The organism is Rhizobium tropici CIAT 899 (genome assembly GCF_000330885.1).
GTDB classification, from domain to species: domain Bacteria; phylum Pseudomonadota; class Alphaproteobacteria; order Rhizobiales; family Rhizobiaceae; genus Rhizobium; species Rhizobium tropici.
The window spans coordinates 2,637,806-2,653,235 of sequence record NC_020059.1 but is presented as its reverse complement, the minus strand read 5'-3'; the positions used below and the strand labels follow the sequence as shown (position 1 = coordinate 2,653,235).

The 15,430-nt window shown below is 59.4% G+C and carries 16 protein-coding genes; 12 read left to right on the top strand and 4 right to left on the bottom strand.

Going from position 1 to position 15,430, the window contains the following annotated elements; all coding sequences use genetic code 11:
• Positions 1 to 126: 126 nt before the first annotated feature.
• The gene (gene xdhA / locus RTCIAT899_RS13055) at positions 127 to 1,593 is read right to left on the bottom strand and encodes a xanthine dehydrogenase small subunit (RefSeq protein ID WP_015340712.1); all 1,467 of its coding nucleotides are present in this window, start codon (positions 1,591 to 1,593) and stop codon (positions 127 to 129) included.
• A 66-nt stretch (positions 1,594 to 1,659) separates the two neighbouring features.
• Positions 1,660 to 2,436 (bottom strand): 3-hydroxybutyrate dehydrogenase, encoded by a 777-nt coding sequence (locus RTCIAT899_RS13050; protein WP_015340711.1) that lies wholly within the window; start codon positions 2,434 to 2,436, stop codon positions 1,660 to 1,662.
• Positions 2,437 to 2,657: 221 nt separating this feature from the next.
• On the opposite strand from RTCIAT899_RS13050, the gene glpK reads away from it, so the two are divergent.
• The 9 genes from glpK to map all read left to right on the top strand — a co-directional run bounded on the left by glpK (position 2,658) and on the right by map (position 10,337).
• Complete coding sequence (gene glpK / locus RTCIAT899_RS13045) at positions 2,658 to 4,160, top strand: glycerol kinase GlpK (protein ID WP_041677617.1); 1,503 nt, start codon at positions 2,658 to 2,660, stop codon at positions 4,158 to 4,160.
• A 177-nt stretch (positions 4,161 to 4,337) separates the two neighbouring features.
• The gene (locus RTCIAT899_RS13040; RefSeq protein ID WP_015340709.1) at positions 4,338 to 5,141 is read left to right on the top strand and encodes a hypothetical protein; all 804 of its coding nucleotides are present in this window, start codon (positions 4,338 to 4,340) and stop codon (positions 5,139 to 5,141) included.
• 116 nt (positions 5,142 to 5,257) lie between these two features.
• Complete coding sequence (locus tag RTCIAT899_RS13035; protein WP_244441416.1) at positions 5,258 to 6,154, top strand: S66 peptidase family protein; 897 nt, start codon at positions 5,258 to 5,260, stop codon at positions 6,152 to 6,154.
• 82 nt (positions 6,155 to 6,236) lie between these two features.
• Complete coding sequence (locus RTCIAT899_RS13030) at positions 6,237 to 6,611, top strand: YciI family protein (RefSeq protein ID WP_015340707.1); 375 nt, start codon at positions 6,237 to 6,239, stop codon at positions 6,609 to 6,611.
• Positions 6,608 to 7,864 carry an RNA polymerase sigma factor gene (locus tag RTCIAT899_RS13025; RefSeq protein ID WP_015340706.1) on the top strand — a complete coding sequence of 419 codons (1,257 nt, stop codon included), beginning with the start codon at positions 6,608 to 6,610 and terminating at the stop codon, positions 7,862 to 7,864. The genes RTCIAT899_RS13030 and RTCIAT899_RS13025 overlap by 4 nt, the downstream gene beginning before the upstream one ends.
• Before the next feature lie 97 nt (positions 7,865 to 7,961).
• Positions 7,962 to 8,432, top strand: coding sequence for an SRPBCC family protein (locus tag RTCIAT899_RS13020; RefSeq protein WP_015340705.1), 471 nt, complete (start codon positions 7,962 to 7,964; stop codon positions 8,430 to 8,432).
• 30 nt (positions 8,433 to 8,462) lie between these two features.
• Positions 8,463 to 8,891, top strand: a complete 429-nt coding sequence (locus RTCIAT899_RS13015; protein WP_041677615.1) for a DoxX family protein — start codon at positions 8,463 to 8,465, stop codon at positions 8,889 to 8,891.
• Between the two features lie 50 nt (positions 8,892 to 8,941).
• Positions 8,942 to 9,454 (top strand): GNAT family N-acetyltransferase, encoded by a 513-nt coding sequence (locus RTCIAT899_RS13010; protein WP_015340703.1) that lies wholly within the window; start codon positions 8,942 to 8,944, stop codon positions 9,452 to 9,454.
• A 130-nt stretch (positions 9,455 to 9,584) separates the two neighbouring features.
• Positions 9,585 to 10,337, top strand: coding sequence for a type I methionyl aminopeptidase (gene map, locus RTCIAT899_RS13005; RefSeq protein WP_015340702.1), 753 nt, complete (start codon positions 9,585 to 9,587; stop codon positions 10,335 to 10,337).
• Between the two features lie 114 nt (positions 10,338 to 10,451).
• Here map and RTCIAT899_RS13000 read toward each other — a convergent pair whose 3' ends face one another.
• Complete coding sequence (locus tag RTCIAT899_RS13000) at positions 10,452 to 11,036, bottom strand: PadR family transcriptional regulator (protein WP_015340701.1); 585 nt, start codon at positions 11,034 to 11,036, stop codon at positions 10,452 to 10,454.
• 425 nt (positions 11,037 to 11,461) lie between these two features.
• Between RTCIAT899_RS13000 and sbmA the strand changes: the two genes are divergently transcribed.
• Positions 11,462 to 12,727: a peptide antibiotic transporter SbmA gene (sbmA, locus tag RTCIAT899_RS12995; protein ID WP_015340700.1), complete on the top strand. Its 1,266-nt coding sequence runs from the start codon at positions 11,462 to 11,464 to the stop codon at positions 12,725 to 12,727.
• Between the two features lie 174 nt (positions 12,728 to 12,901).
• On the opposite strand, the gene RTCIAT899_RS12990 is transcribed toward sbmA, so the two are convergent.
• The gene (locus tag RTCIAT899_RS12990; RefSeq protein WP_041677948.1) at positions 12,902 to 13,882 is read right to left on the bottom strand and encodes a polysaccharide deacetylase family protein; all 981 of its coding nucleotides are present in this window, start codon (positions 13,880 to 13,882) and stop codon (positions 12,902 to 12,904) included.
• Positions 13,883 to 14,061: 179 nt separating this feature from the next.
• Between RTCIAT899_RS12990 and RTCIAT899_RS12985 the strand changes: the two genes are divergently transcribed.
• Positions 14,062 to 14,643, top strand: a complete 582-nt coding sequence (locus RTCIAT899_RS12985) for an NnrU family protein (RefSeq protein WP_015340698.1) — start codon at positions 14,062 to 14,064, stop codon at positions 14,641 to 14,643.
• Between the two features lie 101 nt (positions 14,644 to 14,744).
• Positions 14,745 to 15,428 (top strand): tetratricopeptide repeat protein, encoded by a 684-nt coding sequence (locus RTCIAT899_RS12980; RefSeq protein WP_015340697.1) that lies wholly within the window; start codon positions 14,745 to 14,747, stop codon positions 15,426 to 15,428.
• The last annotated feature ends 2 nt before the right edge of the window (positions 15,429 to 15,430 follow it).

Sequence of the window (15,430 nt, the reverse complement as noted above, 5' to 3'; positions counted from 1 at the left end):
ATAGGCGAACTCGCAGCCTTCCTTCCAGCCTATCAAGTGGCGAGAGTACAGAGGTCGTTCCCTCTCCCCGTTTTAACGGGGAGAGGGCTAGGGTGAGGGGCAATGCGGCATATTCTGTAGCCATCATCATGCCGGCACCTCGAAGCGCTTCAATTCCTGCGGCGCATCAGATGTTTCCAGATAGAAGCGGATGAGGAGGTTCTTGGCAGTCAGTTGTCGATATTCTGCCGATGCGCGCCAATCGGTGAGCGGTGTGTAATCGGCGTCGAAGGCATCGCGTGCGGCCATAACGGTTGCTTCCGTCCACGGCTTGCCGATCAATTCCGCCTCGACAGTGCGGGCGCGCTTCGGCGTCCCGGCCATGCCGCCGAAGGCGATGCTGATATCTGCGACATTACCGGCTGAATCCAGTGACAGATGGAAGGCGCCACAGGAGGCCGAAATATCCTCGTCGCGGCGCTTGGAGATCTTGTAGACGGCGAAATGCGCATCGTCGGCCAGGTAGGGCACGAAGATACTCTCGACGAATTCGCCAGGATTGCGGTCCTGCTTGCCGTAATCGATGAAGAAATCTTCGAGCGGCAGGCTGCGTGTGCCTGCCGTCGAGCGCAGCTTGACCGTTGCGCCAAGGGCGATCAACGCCGGCGGCGTGTCGCCGATCGGCGAGCCGTTGGCGATATTGCCGCCGATCGTGCCCATGTTGCGCACCTGCTCGCCGCCGATGCGATTGATGAGGTTGGCAAAGGCGGGGATCTTTTCGGCGATAACAGCGAAGGCGCGGCTGTAGGTGACGCCGGCGCCGATCGTCAGGCCTGCATCTTCGAGGGTAATTTTCTGCAGATCGATCAGATGGTTGATGAAGACGACCGGGTTCAGCCGGCGCATCTGCTTGGTGACCCAGAGGCCGACATCGGTCGAGCCGGCAACGACGGTCGCCATTGGCTCGTTGGCAAGCACCTGCGCCAGAGCAGCAACGGAACCGGGCACGATGAGACGATCGTCGCCCTCGGAAATCTCGATGGTATCGCCACCCTGCATCGCCCAGAGGCGGGCGATGATATCGGCTCTGGTCTTTTCGAGGGGATCGAAGAGTGCGCTCGGCCGCTTCTGGCTCACTTGTTCGGCGGCCTTGACGATCGGCTCATAGCCCGTGCATCGACAGAGATTGCCCTGCAGCGACTTTTCGATCTGCGCCCGGCTCGGCTTTTCCGTCGTCAGCCAAAGGCCATAGAGCGACATGACGAAGCCAGGGGTGCAGAAGCCGCATTGCGAGCCGTGGCAATCGACCAGCGCCTGCTGCACAGGGTGAAGCGTGCCATTTTGAGCTGCAAGATGCTCGACTGTAACGACGTGGGTCGCATGCAGCGAGCCGACGAAACGGATGCAGGCATTGACGGATTCATAGTACAGCCCGCCATCGATTAGCCGTCCCACAAGCACCGTGCAGGCGCCGCAATCGCCCTCCGCGCATCCTTCCTTCGTTCCCGTCAGTCGCCGCTGGAGACGCAGAAAGTCGAGCAGCGTCTCGGTGGGGCGCAGGCTCGATAGAATGATATCCTCGCCGTTGAGGATAAAGCGGATGCTGTCGCTCATGTCGTTCCCATTTTATCTGTTGGCCGGGCCGGATACGCGAACGAATCCGGCCCTAACCGCAAATGGTTATTCCGCGGTCCAGCCACCGTCAATCGAGACGTGTGTGCCGGTCACCTGGCGTGCGTCGTCGCTTGCAAGGTAGAGCGACAGGGCGCCAATCTCTTCGGCCTTGACGAACTCGTGCGTCGGCTGGGCCTTGAGGATGACTTCGTTCTTGACCTGCTCCTCGGTCATCCCGCGTGCCTTGGCGGTATCCGGGATCTGCTTTTCAACAAGCGGGGTCAGGACGTAGCCGGGGCAAATGGCGTTTACCGTCACGCCGAATTCGGCAAGCTCGAGCGCTGCCGTCTTGGTCAGGCCTAATATACCATGTTTTGCCGCGACATAGGCGGATTTGAAGGGCGAGGCGACCAGGCCATGCGCCGAGGCGATGTTGATGATGCGCCCGTATTTCTTCGCCTTCATCAGCGGAATGGCGGCGCGGATGGTGTGGAAGGAGCTGGAGAGATTGATCGCGATGATCTGATCCCATTTCTCGATGGGGAAATCCTCGATCTTCTCGACATGCTGAATGCCGGCATTGTTGACGAGAACATCGACGCTGCCGAAGGTCGAGTTGGCGGTCGCGATCAGATCGGCGATCTCCGCGGGCTTCGTCATGTCGGCCGGATGATAGATCACCTTGCCGCCGCCGGAAGCTTCGAGCTTCGTCTTGATCGCATCGATCTCCTCCGGCTTTCCGAAGCCGTTGATGACGACGTTATCGCCCTTGGCGGCGAAGGCGGCCGCGATGGCGAGGCCGATACCGCTCGTGGAACCGGTGACGACAACTGTTCTTGCCATGATCTTCTCCTTGGACAGCGCAGCTTCCTGCTGCAGTGCAAAACCGGTTCAGCCTAGTCCCAAACCCGCGGATATGGCAATCGCAATGCTGCCAGCCCTTTGGCCACGATGCCGTGAACAGGAAAGCGCATATTTCAGCGAAAAATTTCGTTTTGCTTTCTTTTCACATTCGTTTTGCTCGCGTATCTGTTGCTTCGGGACGCAACAGGCGGGAGGAATGCATGAGCGGTTATGTCTTGGCGATCGATCAGGGAACGACGTCGACGCGGGCTATCGTTTTCGACGGCAAGATGAAGGTTGCCGGTGTCGGGCAGAAGGAATTCACCCAGCATTATCCGAAGCCCGGCTGGGTGGAGCACGATCCGGAAGAAATCTGGTCCTCCGTCCTCGTCACCGTCCGCAAGGCGATCGAGGCTGCCGGCATCACCGCCAAGGATATTGCCGCACTCGGCATCACCAACCAGCGCGAGACTGTGATCGTCTGGGATCGCGAGACGGGCAAGCCAATCCACAACGCCATCGTCTGGCAGGACCGCCGCACGGCGAGCTATTGCGAGAAACTGAAGCGTCAGGACCTGGAAAAGCTCTTTACCCGCCGCACCGGCCTGCTGCTCGATCCCTATTTTTCCGGCACCAAACTGTCCTGGCTCTTGAGCAACGTGAAGGGCGCGCGTGCCCGCGCCGCCAAGGGCGAGCTTTGCTTCGGCACCGTCGATAGCTTCCTGATCTGGCGTCTGACTGGCGGCAAGAGCTTCGCTACCGATGCGACCAATGCCTCGCGGACGCTGATGTATAATATCGGCGCGAACGAATGGGACGAGGAGCTGCTCGATATCCTGCGCGTTCCCGCCGCCATGCTGCCTGAAGTGAAGGATTGCGCCGCCGATTTCGGCGTCACGGATGCCACGCATTTCGGCACCGAAATCCCGATCCTCGGCGTTGCCGGCGATCAGCAGGCGGCGACGATCGGCCAGGCCTGCTTCGAGCGCGGCATGATGAAATCCACCTATGGCACCGGCTGCTTCGCGCTGCTCAATACCGGCGCGGACATGGTGCGCTCGAAGAACCGCCTTTTGACCACCATCGCCTATCGCCTGAATGGCGAGACGACCTATGCACTCGAAGGCTCGATCTTCATTGCGGGCGCCGCCGTACAATGGCTGCGCGATGGGCTGAAGGCCATCCAGCGTGCCTCGGATTCCGGCGAGCTGGCGGCCAAGGCCGATCCGCTGCAGGAGGTCTATCTCGTGCCGGCCTTCACCGGTCTCGGGGCACCGCATTGGGACCCGGATGCACGCGGCGCGATCTTCGGGCTGACGCGCAATACCGGACCTGAGGAAATCGTCCGGGCGGCTCTGGAGGCTGTCTGTTACCAGTCTCGCGATCTCCTGGATGCCATGCATAGGGATTGGCGCAACGGCAACGGGCAAGGAACAGTATTGCGCGTCGACGGTGGCATGGTCGCCTCCGACTGGACGATGCAGCGGCTTGCCGATCTGCTGGACGCGCCGGTCGATCGCCCGACGATCCTCGAAACCACAGCGCTGGGCGCCGCCTGGCTTGCCGGCAGCCGCGCCGGCGTCTGGCCGGATCGTGCCGGCTTCGCCAAGGCCTGGGCGCGCGATAAGCGTTTTGAGCCCGGCATGGATGCCAAGACCCGCAACGCGAAGCTGAAAGGCTGGAAGAACGCTGTCTCGCGCACCTTGAGTACACGGCAGGGGTGATCAGTCTTTGCTGACTGCTCACCCTAGGTTATGCCGTGTAAGATTTCTTTATTTTGCTTATATAAGTGCGCGCAGCGATACTCGCATTATTCGTGGTTCGGGGAGGTTCCGAGTCACATTTCGCCGGACCGAGCCCTTTGTGGGCAGACGCCTTCTCAAGAGACGATAAAGCGAATAATGGCTGCTCAATTTTCCGAACTGAAGAAACATTACTATCGGCAGATCAAATATCATCTGACCCGGCCGAAGCCGCCGGTGCTGGCCGAGCGGTTCGATGGGCCTGTTCTCGTCGTCGGCTCGGCGCCGGTTTCGAACAAGCCGGCGGATTTCGATGAGAGCTTCCGGGTCATCACCATCAATGGCTCGCAGATGGTGACGAAGGGCTGGGGGATCGAGGCGCCCGACGTGACGCTCGTCCAGTTCAACCAGATTGAAGGCACGAATACCAATGCTATCGAGGTGCGCCGCGTTCTGAATGGCGAGCGGACCAAGATGCTCTATGTCCTGCTCTGGCGGAAAGAGCTTCAGCGGCTGGAAGAGGGGTTGCGGAAGTTCAATTACAGCTGCGACAAGCTGGAGATCGTCGATCGCTACAAGCGCATGGCGCTGCTCGACCGCGTCGGCGGGGTGAAATGCAGCGAGCTTGGCGCGGACGACAAATGCTCGAACGGCATCAATGCCGTGCTCTTCGCGATCTATAACGGCGCGACCGAAGTCATCATCACCGGCATCAATCCCGATTCCGGCGGGCACGTCTATAATCAGGAAAATCTGGCGCGGCTGCATGTGCGCAAGGACCGCGAGGTTCTCGAGCGGCTTCTCGAGCGCGGCTATCCGGTGTTTACAAGCGACCCGGCCGTATCGCAATCGATCGGTCTACCTTTATGGAAGGGCAAGACGGAGGCCGGCCGGACGGTGGAGGCCGATGCCAAGGCCAAGCGGCCGGCACCACTAACGGCTGCGGCCGTCATCAATCCCTAACTAAGAGTTCACCGGCGATCAATCTGCGGCTGACGCATGTTGGAGTTTCATGCCAAAATCGCGGCATGGAATCACCCGGCTATCCAGGAACCGATCCGATATCGATGCCGCCGCCATTGCGGCCGGGCGACAAGGTGCGCTTTGTATCGCCTGCAAGCTCGCCCGACAGGGACAGAGTTCTAAGGCATGCGGAGATCCTGAAAGGCTGGGGGCTGAAAGTCGACTTCGGCGAACATGCCTTTCATAAGCGAGACTACCTTGCGGGTACTGACGAGGAGCGACTTGCGGATCTTAACGCAGCGCTTCGCGATCCCGATGTTCGGGCGATCTTCACAACAGGCGGCGGTAAAGGCTCGTATCGGATCGCCGACCAAATGGATGTTGCTGCAGCCAGATGTGATCCCAAGTTCGTTATCGGTTTCAGCGACATCACCGCCTTGCATCTCAGTTTCCTAAAGAATTGCCGTCAGATCGGTATTCACGGTGCTTTCTTTGCTGGACCGAATGACGAGAGCGTCAGTCTTTATACGCGCGATTCGATGCGCCGAGCACTGATGACAACCGAGGACCTCGTTATCAATTCGCGGCTGGAAGAACCGACTTCGCAGCTGACCACATGCGGAACGGTTAGAGGCAGATTGATCGGCGGCAATCTCGATACAGTTGCCACATCTGCGGGCTGGGCGTTGCCCGATCTACATGGTGCGGTCCTTTTGCTCGAAGCCGTTAATATGTATCGCGGCCAAGTCGACCGGCAGATGACGATGCTGCGCAAGGCGGGGCATCTAAATGGTTTGGCAGCTGTCGCTATCGGCCAATTTACCGATTTCGAGTTCGATCGGCGCTACTCAGTGATCGATATCCTGCGCGAACACCTGGCCGAGCTGAATGTGCCGATCCTCGGTGGCCTGCCGCTTGGGCACGGCGATCGCCCGGCGAGCGTTTTGGTCGGTGCCATCGCGGAGCTTGACGCCAAGGCAGGAACATTGGTGGTTCTGCGAGACCCAATCTGACGTCTTTCCAGAACAAATTTTTTGACGCGGTCTGTCGGTCCGGATGATATTCCTTCGTCTTTAAAGGGAGAAGGGAATAGTCATGCTTTACGCGATCCTATGCTACAACGACGAAGATACCGTGTTTGCCTGGTCCAAGGAGCAGGAAGACGCGACGATGGCGCGGTTGATTGCCGTGCAGGAGCCGCTGGCAAAGGCTGGCAAGCTAGGGCCCGTGGCACGGCTGATGCCGACGACGGCGGCAACGACCCTGCGCAAGGGCAAGAACGAGCCGATCGTGATCGACGGTCCCTTTGCAGAAACGAAGGAGCAGTTGCTCGGTTTCTACGTTGTCGATTTCGAAACCCTCGACGAAGCCATCGGTTTTTCGAAGGAGCTTGCCGCAGCCAATCCCGGCGTCGGCTCCTATGAAATCCGTCCGCTTTACGTCTTCCGGCCGGGAGCTGTTGCAACATGACCGACATTGCCTGGATCGACATCGCACTTACCAACGCCCGACCACAGGTGATGGGTGCGCTCTTGCGCTATTTCCGCAATCTCGACACCGCCGAGGAGGCCTTTCAGGAGGCCTGCCTCAGGGCCTTGAAGACCTGGCCCGACAAGGGGCCGCCGCGCGACCCCGTCGCCTGGCTGATCTTTGTCGGCCGCAACAGCGGCATCGATACGGTGCGCAAGCAGGCGAAATTGCAGAGCCTGCCGGATGAAGAGGCGATCTCCGATACGAGCGATGCCGAAAGCGATCTCGCCGAGCGGCTCGATGGCTCCGGATATCGCGACGATATTTTGCGATTGCTCTTCATCTGCTGCCATCCGGATCTGCCTGCGACGCAACAGATTGCGCTGGCGCTGCGTATCGTTTCCGGCCTTTCGGTGCAGCAGATTGCCCGCGCCTTCCTCGTCAGCGAGAGCGCGATGGAGCAGCGTATTACAAGGGCTAAGGCACGCGTCGCCGCAGCAGGCGTTCCTTTTGAGACGCCGGGCGCGGTGGAGCGGAGCGAAAGGCTGGCGCTCGTCAGCGCCATGATCTACCTCATCTACAACGAAGGCTATTCGGCCGGTGGGACGCATCGCGAGGCGGCCGCCTTCGCCGACGAGGCGATCCGGCTTGGCCGGCTGCTGTTGCGGATCTTTCCCTCCGAGCCGGAGACCATGGCGCTGCTGGCGCTGATGCTCCTGCAGCAATCGCGCAAGGACGCGCGGTTCGATGCCGACGGGCAGATCATCCTTCTGGAAGATCAGGATCGCTCGCTTTGGGATCGCACACTGATCGACGAGGCGCTGGCGCTGCTCGACAAGGCGATCCGCCACCGGAAGCCCGGCCCCTATCAGGTGCAGGCGGCAATCGCAGCACTGCATTCAAGGGCAAAGCGCGCCGTCGATACGGATTGGGAAGAGATCGATCTTCTCTACCAGATGCTGGAGCGGCTGACGCCATCTCCCGTCGTCACGCTCAATCGGTCGGTCGCGCTTTCCAAACTGAAGGGACCGGAGGCGGCTCTGACGCTGATTGCAACGCTGGAAGCGCAGCTCGACAGCTATTTCTACTTTCATGGCGTCAGGGGTGGCCTGCTTGCACAGCTGGGCCGCTCGCAGGAGGCACGCGTCGCCTTCGACAGGGCGATTGCGCTCGCCCGCTCGCCCGCCGAAGCGGCCCATATCCGTTATCAGCTCGATCGTCTGAGCGCGGATGCCCTTGCGGCTGCAAAATAATCAAAAAATTGCGGCTGCGCTGTCGGGAAACGGCAGTCTCGAACGTCATTAGAGTATGAGCCGAGCAGGCCGTTTCAAACAGTATGAGGAGCAAGATATGACTGAGCAGACCCAGCGCAACGAGCTTTCCCTGACCCGCATCATCGATGCGCCACGCGAGAAGATTTTTCGTTGCTGGACCGAAGTGGAGCTTCTGAAGCGATGGTTCGCGCCTCTGCCATGGACGGTATCGGCCGCCAGCGTTGACGCTCGATCCGGCGGCTCAAGCTCGATCACCATGCGTAGCCCCGAGGGGGAGGACTATCCGGGCAACGGCGTTTATCTGGAGGTGGTCCCCAATCAGCGGATCGTCTTCACCGATGCCTTCACCAGCGCCTGGGTGCCCTCGGCAAAGCCCTTCATGGTGGTGACGATCCAGCTCGACGATCTCGGCGCTAGCAAGACCCGTTATGCCGCGACCGTTCTGCATTGGTCGGCCGAGGATCGCGAGGCGCATGAGAAGATGGGCTTCCATCAGGGATGGGCGCAGTGCGCTGATCAGCTCGCCGCATTGGCGGCGAAGATCTGAATTTCCGATGGAATTCCGGGGGATATGACAATGTCTTATGCGGTTGATTCATCTGTGCCTTCGGTCACGCGCGCCCAGCGCGTGGCCGGCATGATCCTCAGCGGGCTGGTCATCGCCTTTCTCGTGTTCGATGGCGTCATCAAGCTCGTTCCGCTTTCCGTCGTCACGGAGACGATGGCAGGGCTTGGCTATTCCGCCGATCCGGCGCTGGCACGGCTTCTTGGCGTCATTACGCTTAGCTGCGCCATTCTCTATGCGATTCCGAGGACTTCGGTCCTCGGCGCCATCCTTCTGACGGGTCTTCTCGGCGGGGCGATCGCGACGCATCTGAGGGTCGGTAGCCCGATCTTTTCCCATCTGTTGTTCGGCGTTTATCTCGGCGTGATCGCCTGGGGCGGACTTTATCTTCGTTATGAAGCGGTTCGGAAAATGATTCCGTTCTTTCAGCGAAGCTTTTGATTTCGGATTCGATTTGCTAAGGCTCGCTCCTGAACAGGACGGAGCGAGCCATGCCGCAAGTGATCATCGCACCGGTCAGGCAATCGGATGCGGACGAGCTGATCGCCGCCAATATCGCCAGCCGTGCCCACCATGTGCCCTGGGCCTATCCCTTCCTCGATCGCGACGGTTTCGATGCCTGGTTCGGTCAGACGGTGACGGGGCCGAATATAGGTCTCGTGGCGCGGGACCCAGGCTCCGGCGGGATTGTCGGCGTCGTCAATATCAGCCAGATGGTCTGGGGAGGTTTTCGCAGCGCCTTTCTCGGCTATCATGGCATGGTGGGCTTTGCCGGACAGGGGTTCATGACGGACGCGGTTCGTCTGGCCGTCGCGCACGCTTTCGATGCGGTAGGCCTGCATCGGGTGGAGGCCAATATCCAGCCGGGAAATCATCCCTCCATTGCGCTGGTCAAGCGGCTCGGCTTCCGCAAAGAAGGCTTCTCGCCCAAATATCTGAAGATCGGCGGCGTCTGGTGCGATCACGAGCGCTGGGCAATGCTATCGGACGACCCGCGCTCCTGAGCTCTTTCGGAATCCGAAAGTCGCGCTATCTGGCAGAAAGCCCAAAAAGACATTGACTGTGCGAAGGGAAGGGGCGAAAGCCACCTTGAGTCTCTCGCCGAACCGCTGCTGAGAGTGCCGGAAGCCGTAGATGATCGTTTCGACTGAAGAAGAACTGACCAAGCTGAAAGATATCGGCCGCATCTGCGCCAATGCGTTGCACGCCATGGCGGCTGCTCTGGAGCCGGGCATCACCACGCTGGAGCTGGATACAATCGGTCGCAAGGTGCTGGAGGATGCCGGCGCCCAATCGGCGCCGGAGCTGGTCTACAAGTTTCCAGGGGCAACCTGCATCAGCGTCAACGAGGAAGTGGCGCATGGCATTCCCGGCTCGCGCGTCATCAAGGCGGGGGATCTGGTCAATCTCGACGTTTCGGCCGAGAAGGACGGTTTCTTTTCCGATACCGGCGCATCCTTTACCGTGCCGCCGGTCAAGCCGAAGATCGAGCGCCTATGCCGGGATGGCAAGCGGGCGCTCTGGGTCGGCCTCAACCAGGTGAAAAGCGGTGCGCCGCTTGCGAAGATCGGGCAGGCCGTCGGCGCTTTTGCCCAGAAGAACCGCTACACGCTGATCGCCAATCTCGCGAGCCATGGCATTGGCCGCTCGCTGCACGAAGAGCCCGCCGAGGTTTCCACCTGGGCGGACCCTTCCGAGAGCCGGATCATTGAGGATGGGCTTGTCTTTACCGTCGAGCCGTTTCTTTCGCTTGGCGCTATCTGGGCGGAGGGCGGCGATGATGCCTGGACGCTCTATGCCGATCCGCAGGCGCCCACGGTTCAATACGAGCACACGATCATTGCCACCCGCAACGGCCCTGTCATTCTGACATTGCCGGACAAGTGAGGTCCTGAAGCGCTTCGCGAATATTTCAGTTTCGTGTCCTGCGCTTCAGATGTCTAATTTTACACATGTCGTTATCGCAAAACCGCTGCGCACTTTTGCGCAACATGTCGTAGCTCATTCGTCGGCCTTCGGGCTGTCCTCAGTCTTTGTTTCCCCGCGGACAATGTCAGCGGCGGCGCGCTCGAGGATATCAGCGATGCGGGCGCCTTCGGCCTTGCTCCAGGGGAACTTCGAGCGAAGCGCGGAGCGGAGCAGGTGGCGAGCGCGATGAACGTCGCCGCTGCCATGGCGATCGAACGGATTGTCGCGGCCGTCCTCATCCCCGCCGTCGAAGACCTCGCGGACGCGAGCCATCTTCTCGCCGATAGCGGTGAGCTTGGCGAGCGTCACTTCGACCAGATCACGATTGTCGTCGACACGCTTCTGGCCGCTTTCGGTGATGCGGTAGAGCTTCTTCGTGCCGCTGACCTCGACTTCGGCCTGGCCGGTTTCCTCGAGATAGGTGAGCGCCGGGTAGATGACGCCCGGGCTCGGAACATAGAAGCCGCCGGAGCGCTCCTCGAAGGTCTTGATCAGTTCATAGCCGTGGCGGGGCTGCTCGGAGAGCAGGGCAAGAATGATGAGCTGCAGGTCGGCCGCATCGAACTTGCGGCCGGTGCGAAACCCGCCGCCGAACATGCCGCCCTTGAAGCCTCTCATGAAGTCTCTCCTGTGCTCGCCGCGCGATTCACGGCTTCGACCATGTCGTAGGATATATGCCTCGACGATGTCAAAGCCATCTCCGAACATGTGGCGATCTCTAAAACCTCTCATATCGTTTCTCCTTGAAGTGTGAGAGTTTATATCGTTAGTCATGTCGTAAGATATATATCGTAAGATAGTATTCTTCAAGAGGGCGGTTTGCGGACGAAATGGATTGGAGAAGAAGGTGTGACCGTATGGGGAAGGAGTTCATCCCATGGGTGAGATTTCGTTGCTGAACAACTGCATCACGATCATGGGATAAGCGATTACATCTACGTAAGAATAGGCTTCTGGCGGTTGCCGCTCCCGGCGAACTGTCCTAGGCTCGCCTCAAATTGACGTCATTGCGGTCGTTCGAACCAACAGGAAGCCTAACCGTCGTGTTTCATTCTTTCTTCCCGAATCCGAGATTGTTTTTTTCCTCATCGGTCGTCTGGGCGCTTGTCTGCGTCTTCCTATGGTATTTTGTCGGCGCGCATATTGTGGCGTCCATGGGTTATCCGCCGCTGGCGGAAGAACAGCAGCCGGTCGGGGCGGCGTTCTTTGTTACTCCTACTAATTTCTTGTTTTATCTTTACTTTATTCTCTGCGCCGCGGTCTTTTGCGGCTTCTGGCATGTGATTTCGAAGAGCAATCCCTGGATCGCCTGGTCGGTATGGGGGTCTGCTTTCATCGTCTTCATCACCTATTTCGGTGTTCAGATCGACGTAGCAGTAAACGTATGGCGCCGGCCCTTCTTTGACCTTCTGCAAAATGCGCTCGGCGGAAAGCCCGGCGTTACGGATGGGGATTTCTACGGATTGTTATGGGCGTTCACGCAACTCGGTCTCGTGGGTGTCGCCGTCAGCGTTATTTCATCGTTTTTCCTAAGCCACTATCTCTTCCGCTGGCGGTGGGCGATGAATAATTTCTACATGTCGAAATGGGAAAAGCTCCGACATATCGAAGGCGCATCGCAGCGTGTTCAGGAAGATACGATGCGCTTTGCGACCAACCTCGAGGGGCTCGGCGTCAGCCTGATCGGCTCCGTCATGACGCTCATCGTCTTCCTGCCGATTCTGCTGGAACTGTCGAAATACGTGACCGATCTGCCGATTATCGGCGCAATTCCCTATTCGCTCGTTTGGCTGGCGCTGATTTGGTCGGTATTCGGTACGTTCCTGCTTGCGCTCTTCGGGATCAAGCTTCCGGGGCTGAATTTCCGCAACCAGCGCGTCGAGGCAGCCTATCGAAAAGAGCTTGTCTACGGCGAGGATCGCGAAGACCGCGCACAGCCGCCCACCGTGACGGAACTCTTCTCAAACGTTCGCCGTAATTATTTCCGCATGTACTTCCACTACGCCTATTTTAACGTCGCTCGCTATTCCTACGGCCAGCTCGACGCGATCTTTCTCTATTTCGTGCTGGTTCCGACTTTCGTCGCGCACAAGATCACGCTCGGCATCTGGCAGCAGATCGCCACGGCCTTCGGTCAGGTCAGCAACTCCTTCCAGTATCTCGTCAGCTCCTGGACGACGATCATCGAGCTTCTGTCGATCCACAAACGTCTGAAGGCCTTCGAGGCTGCTATCTATGACGAGCCGCTGCCGCCGATCGATCAGCGCTATTTGGAGCGCGAAGCAGGCGTCATTCACGCGGATGGTTGACGGCAAAAGGCCCCGGGAACGGGGCCTTTTTCAATGGAGAAGCTGGAGTGTCAGGATTGCGAGTAGCGGCGAGGCCTCTCCTTGCCGCACCGCCGGCCCTTCGCTTTGGCTCAGGGCGTTCGTCGCTGCAATCGATCCACTGGATCAATTGCTCGGGCTCTGCCCGACCGCTCCTCACCCCTGCTGCGGCTTGCCGCGTGCTGCGATCAGCGGAATTGCCTCGGAATAGCTGACGCAGGCGACATCCTGCTTGTGGCAGACGTCACTGACGAAACGGTCGAGGGCGCGCCAATAGGCGCCGTCATTCATTTCGACGAAATGGAAACCGAGCTGCAGCGGAATGCGCTCGCCGTCATATTGCTTGGCGAAGGCAGCCTCGAAGGCATCGAAGGTGCGGTCCTCATATGTCTCGGCGTTGGCCTTGTCCTCGACGCCCTTGGAATGGCGAACATAGAGATTGTAGTCCATGCCGATGACCAGGCGATGCTCGGGTCCTTCGGGGATCAACGGCAGGCCGAAGCGGTAGATGCCGTCGATCAGCTGCGGCAGGGCAGGGCCTTTGGTGACCAGGCTTGCATCATACTGAAAGCCCATCTCCTTTTCCGCCGGCACGAGACCGTCGCTGGTGGAAAGATAGGGTGCGCGAAATCCCCTAACGTCATTCGTGGCGAAATCTTCCCAGCCCTGGGGCTCCTTGTCGGCGAGGCCGACATTCTTCCAGGCGTCGCGAAGCGCAATGCGCGCATTCATGAATTCCTGTTTCCAGTCGGAGGCACTCCAGCCCTTGCCGTCAAAATGGCCGCAGGCGTGACTTGAGATGTCGTGACCTTCCTGGTGTGCGCCCCAGATGTTGGCGATGCGCGTGCGCACATCGTCCTCGCTCTTGGCAAAGCCGACATTCGATTTACCCGGCCGCTGTTTCGGCCCCTGATAGGCCTTGGCCTGCGTCTTGTTCATGAGGAAGGTGCAGGACAGAAAGTAGGTGAAATGCGCGCCATTGCGCGACGCAATCTCGCGGCTCTTGGTCCAGAGCGCATTGTCGTGAGCACCATCGAAGGAGATCATGACGAGTTGCTTGGGCTTGTCATCGGCCTGGGCGGCTGCAGGCAGCCCCAAGGAAAGGGCGAGGGAGAGACAGATAGCGAAGCGAAACATAGGCACCGGATACAAATTGGATCGAGCACGGCTTGCCAGGAATCGTCGGGCGATATCGGATGGCGCGCTCAGGGTCGCTTCCTTCCTTTCGCGCAAATGCGGCGAAGCTGCGGTGATACTGGCATTTTTTTGCGGCAGCCGATAAGGATGTGACAACAAGACCATAGAGGATTTCATCCATGGCATTGCTCATTCTCGGCATTGTTCTTTTTCTCGGCCTCCATCTGATCCGCGTCGTGACACCCGGCCTGCGAACGTCTTTGATCGCAAGCCTTGGCGAAGGCGGCTGGAAGGGTGCCTATTCGATCGCGAGCGTCATAGCTCTGGTCGTCCTGATTTACGGCTTCGGTCAGGCACGCGACATGACGCCGGTCTGGTCGCCGCCGTTCTGGATGAGCCACATCACCATCCTGCTGATGCTGTTCGCCCTCATCTGTCTTGTCGCCTCGCTGCTGCCGGCGGGGCATATCGCGGTCAGGACTAAGCACCCGATGGTGCTTTCGGTAAAGATCTGGGCGCTGGCGCATCTTCTCTCCAATGGCGACGGCGCTGCCATATTGCTCTTTGCCGCTTTCCTGGCTTGGGGCGTGATCCTGCGCATTTCGTTCAAACGGCGCGAGCGAGCCGGCGAAATCACCGTGCGCCCCTTCGTCTCGGCGAAATACGATCTCTATGCTGTTATCATCGGTGTGGTCGCCTGGGCCTTGATCATTTGGAAGCTTCATGCGTGGATTATCGGGGTTTCGCCGCTCGTTATATGACGATTTCCACCATTCCCCCTTACATAAGCCGCAAAATGGAGTAGAAGGCCCCACTAACCCCCAAGCTTTTTGGTAGAATTTGGTCTGGGTCGGAGACGAGAATGGCATTCAATGACGATAGCTTCATCCGCGAGGTGAACGAGGAACTGCGTTCGGACCAGTTGCGGTTCATCTGGCGCCGTTTCGGCAAGCTTATCATCGGTTTGGCCGTGCTCATCGTTCTCGCCACGGCAGCCTATAGCGGCTATCGCTATTGGGCCGGCAATCAGGCCGGGAGCGGCGGTGATCAGTTCATTGCCGCGCTGACGCTGGCCGATCAGAACAAGACGGATGAGGCGCTGGCCGCATTCGCCGCCATCGAAAAGAATGGCCCTGGTTCCTATCCGGTGCTGGCGCGCCTGCGCGCGGCGACACTGCAAGTGCAGAAGGGTGATAAGGCTGCCGCCATTGCCACCTTCTCGGCGATCGGCAAGCAGACGGACCTTCCGGTCGTTATCCGCGATGCGGCGCGCCTGCGGGCTGCCTATCTGCTCGTCGATACCGGCACCTACGATCAGGTTGCCGCCGAAGCGCAGGAGCTTGCCGTGCCGGCTGATGCCTTCCGCCATTCGGCGCGCGACGTTCTTGGCCTCGCCGCCTATAAGGCCGGCGATTTCGCCAAGGCGCGGCAGTGGTTCCAGGCGATCGTCGACGATCCGCAGAGCCCGCGCAACGTTGCCAACCGTGCCCAGATGCTGCTCGATCTCATCACTGCATCCGGCAAGGCTCCGGTCGCAAAAGGCTGAAG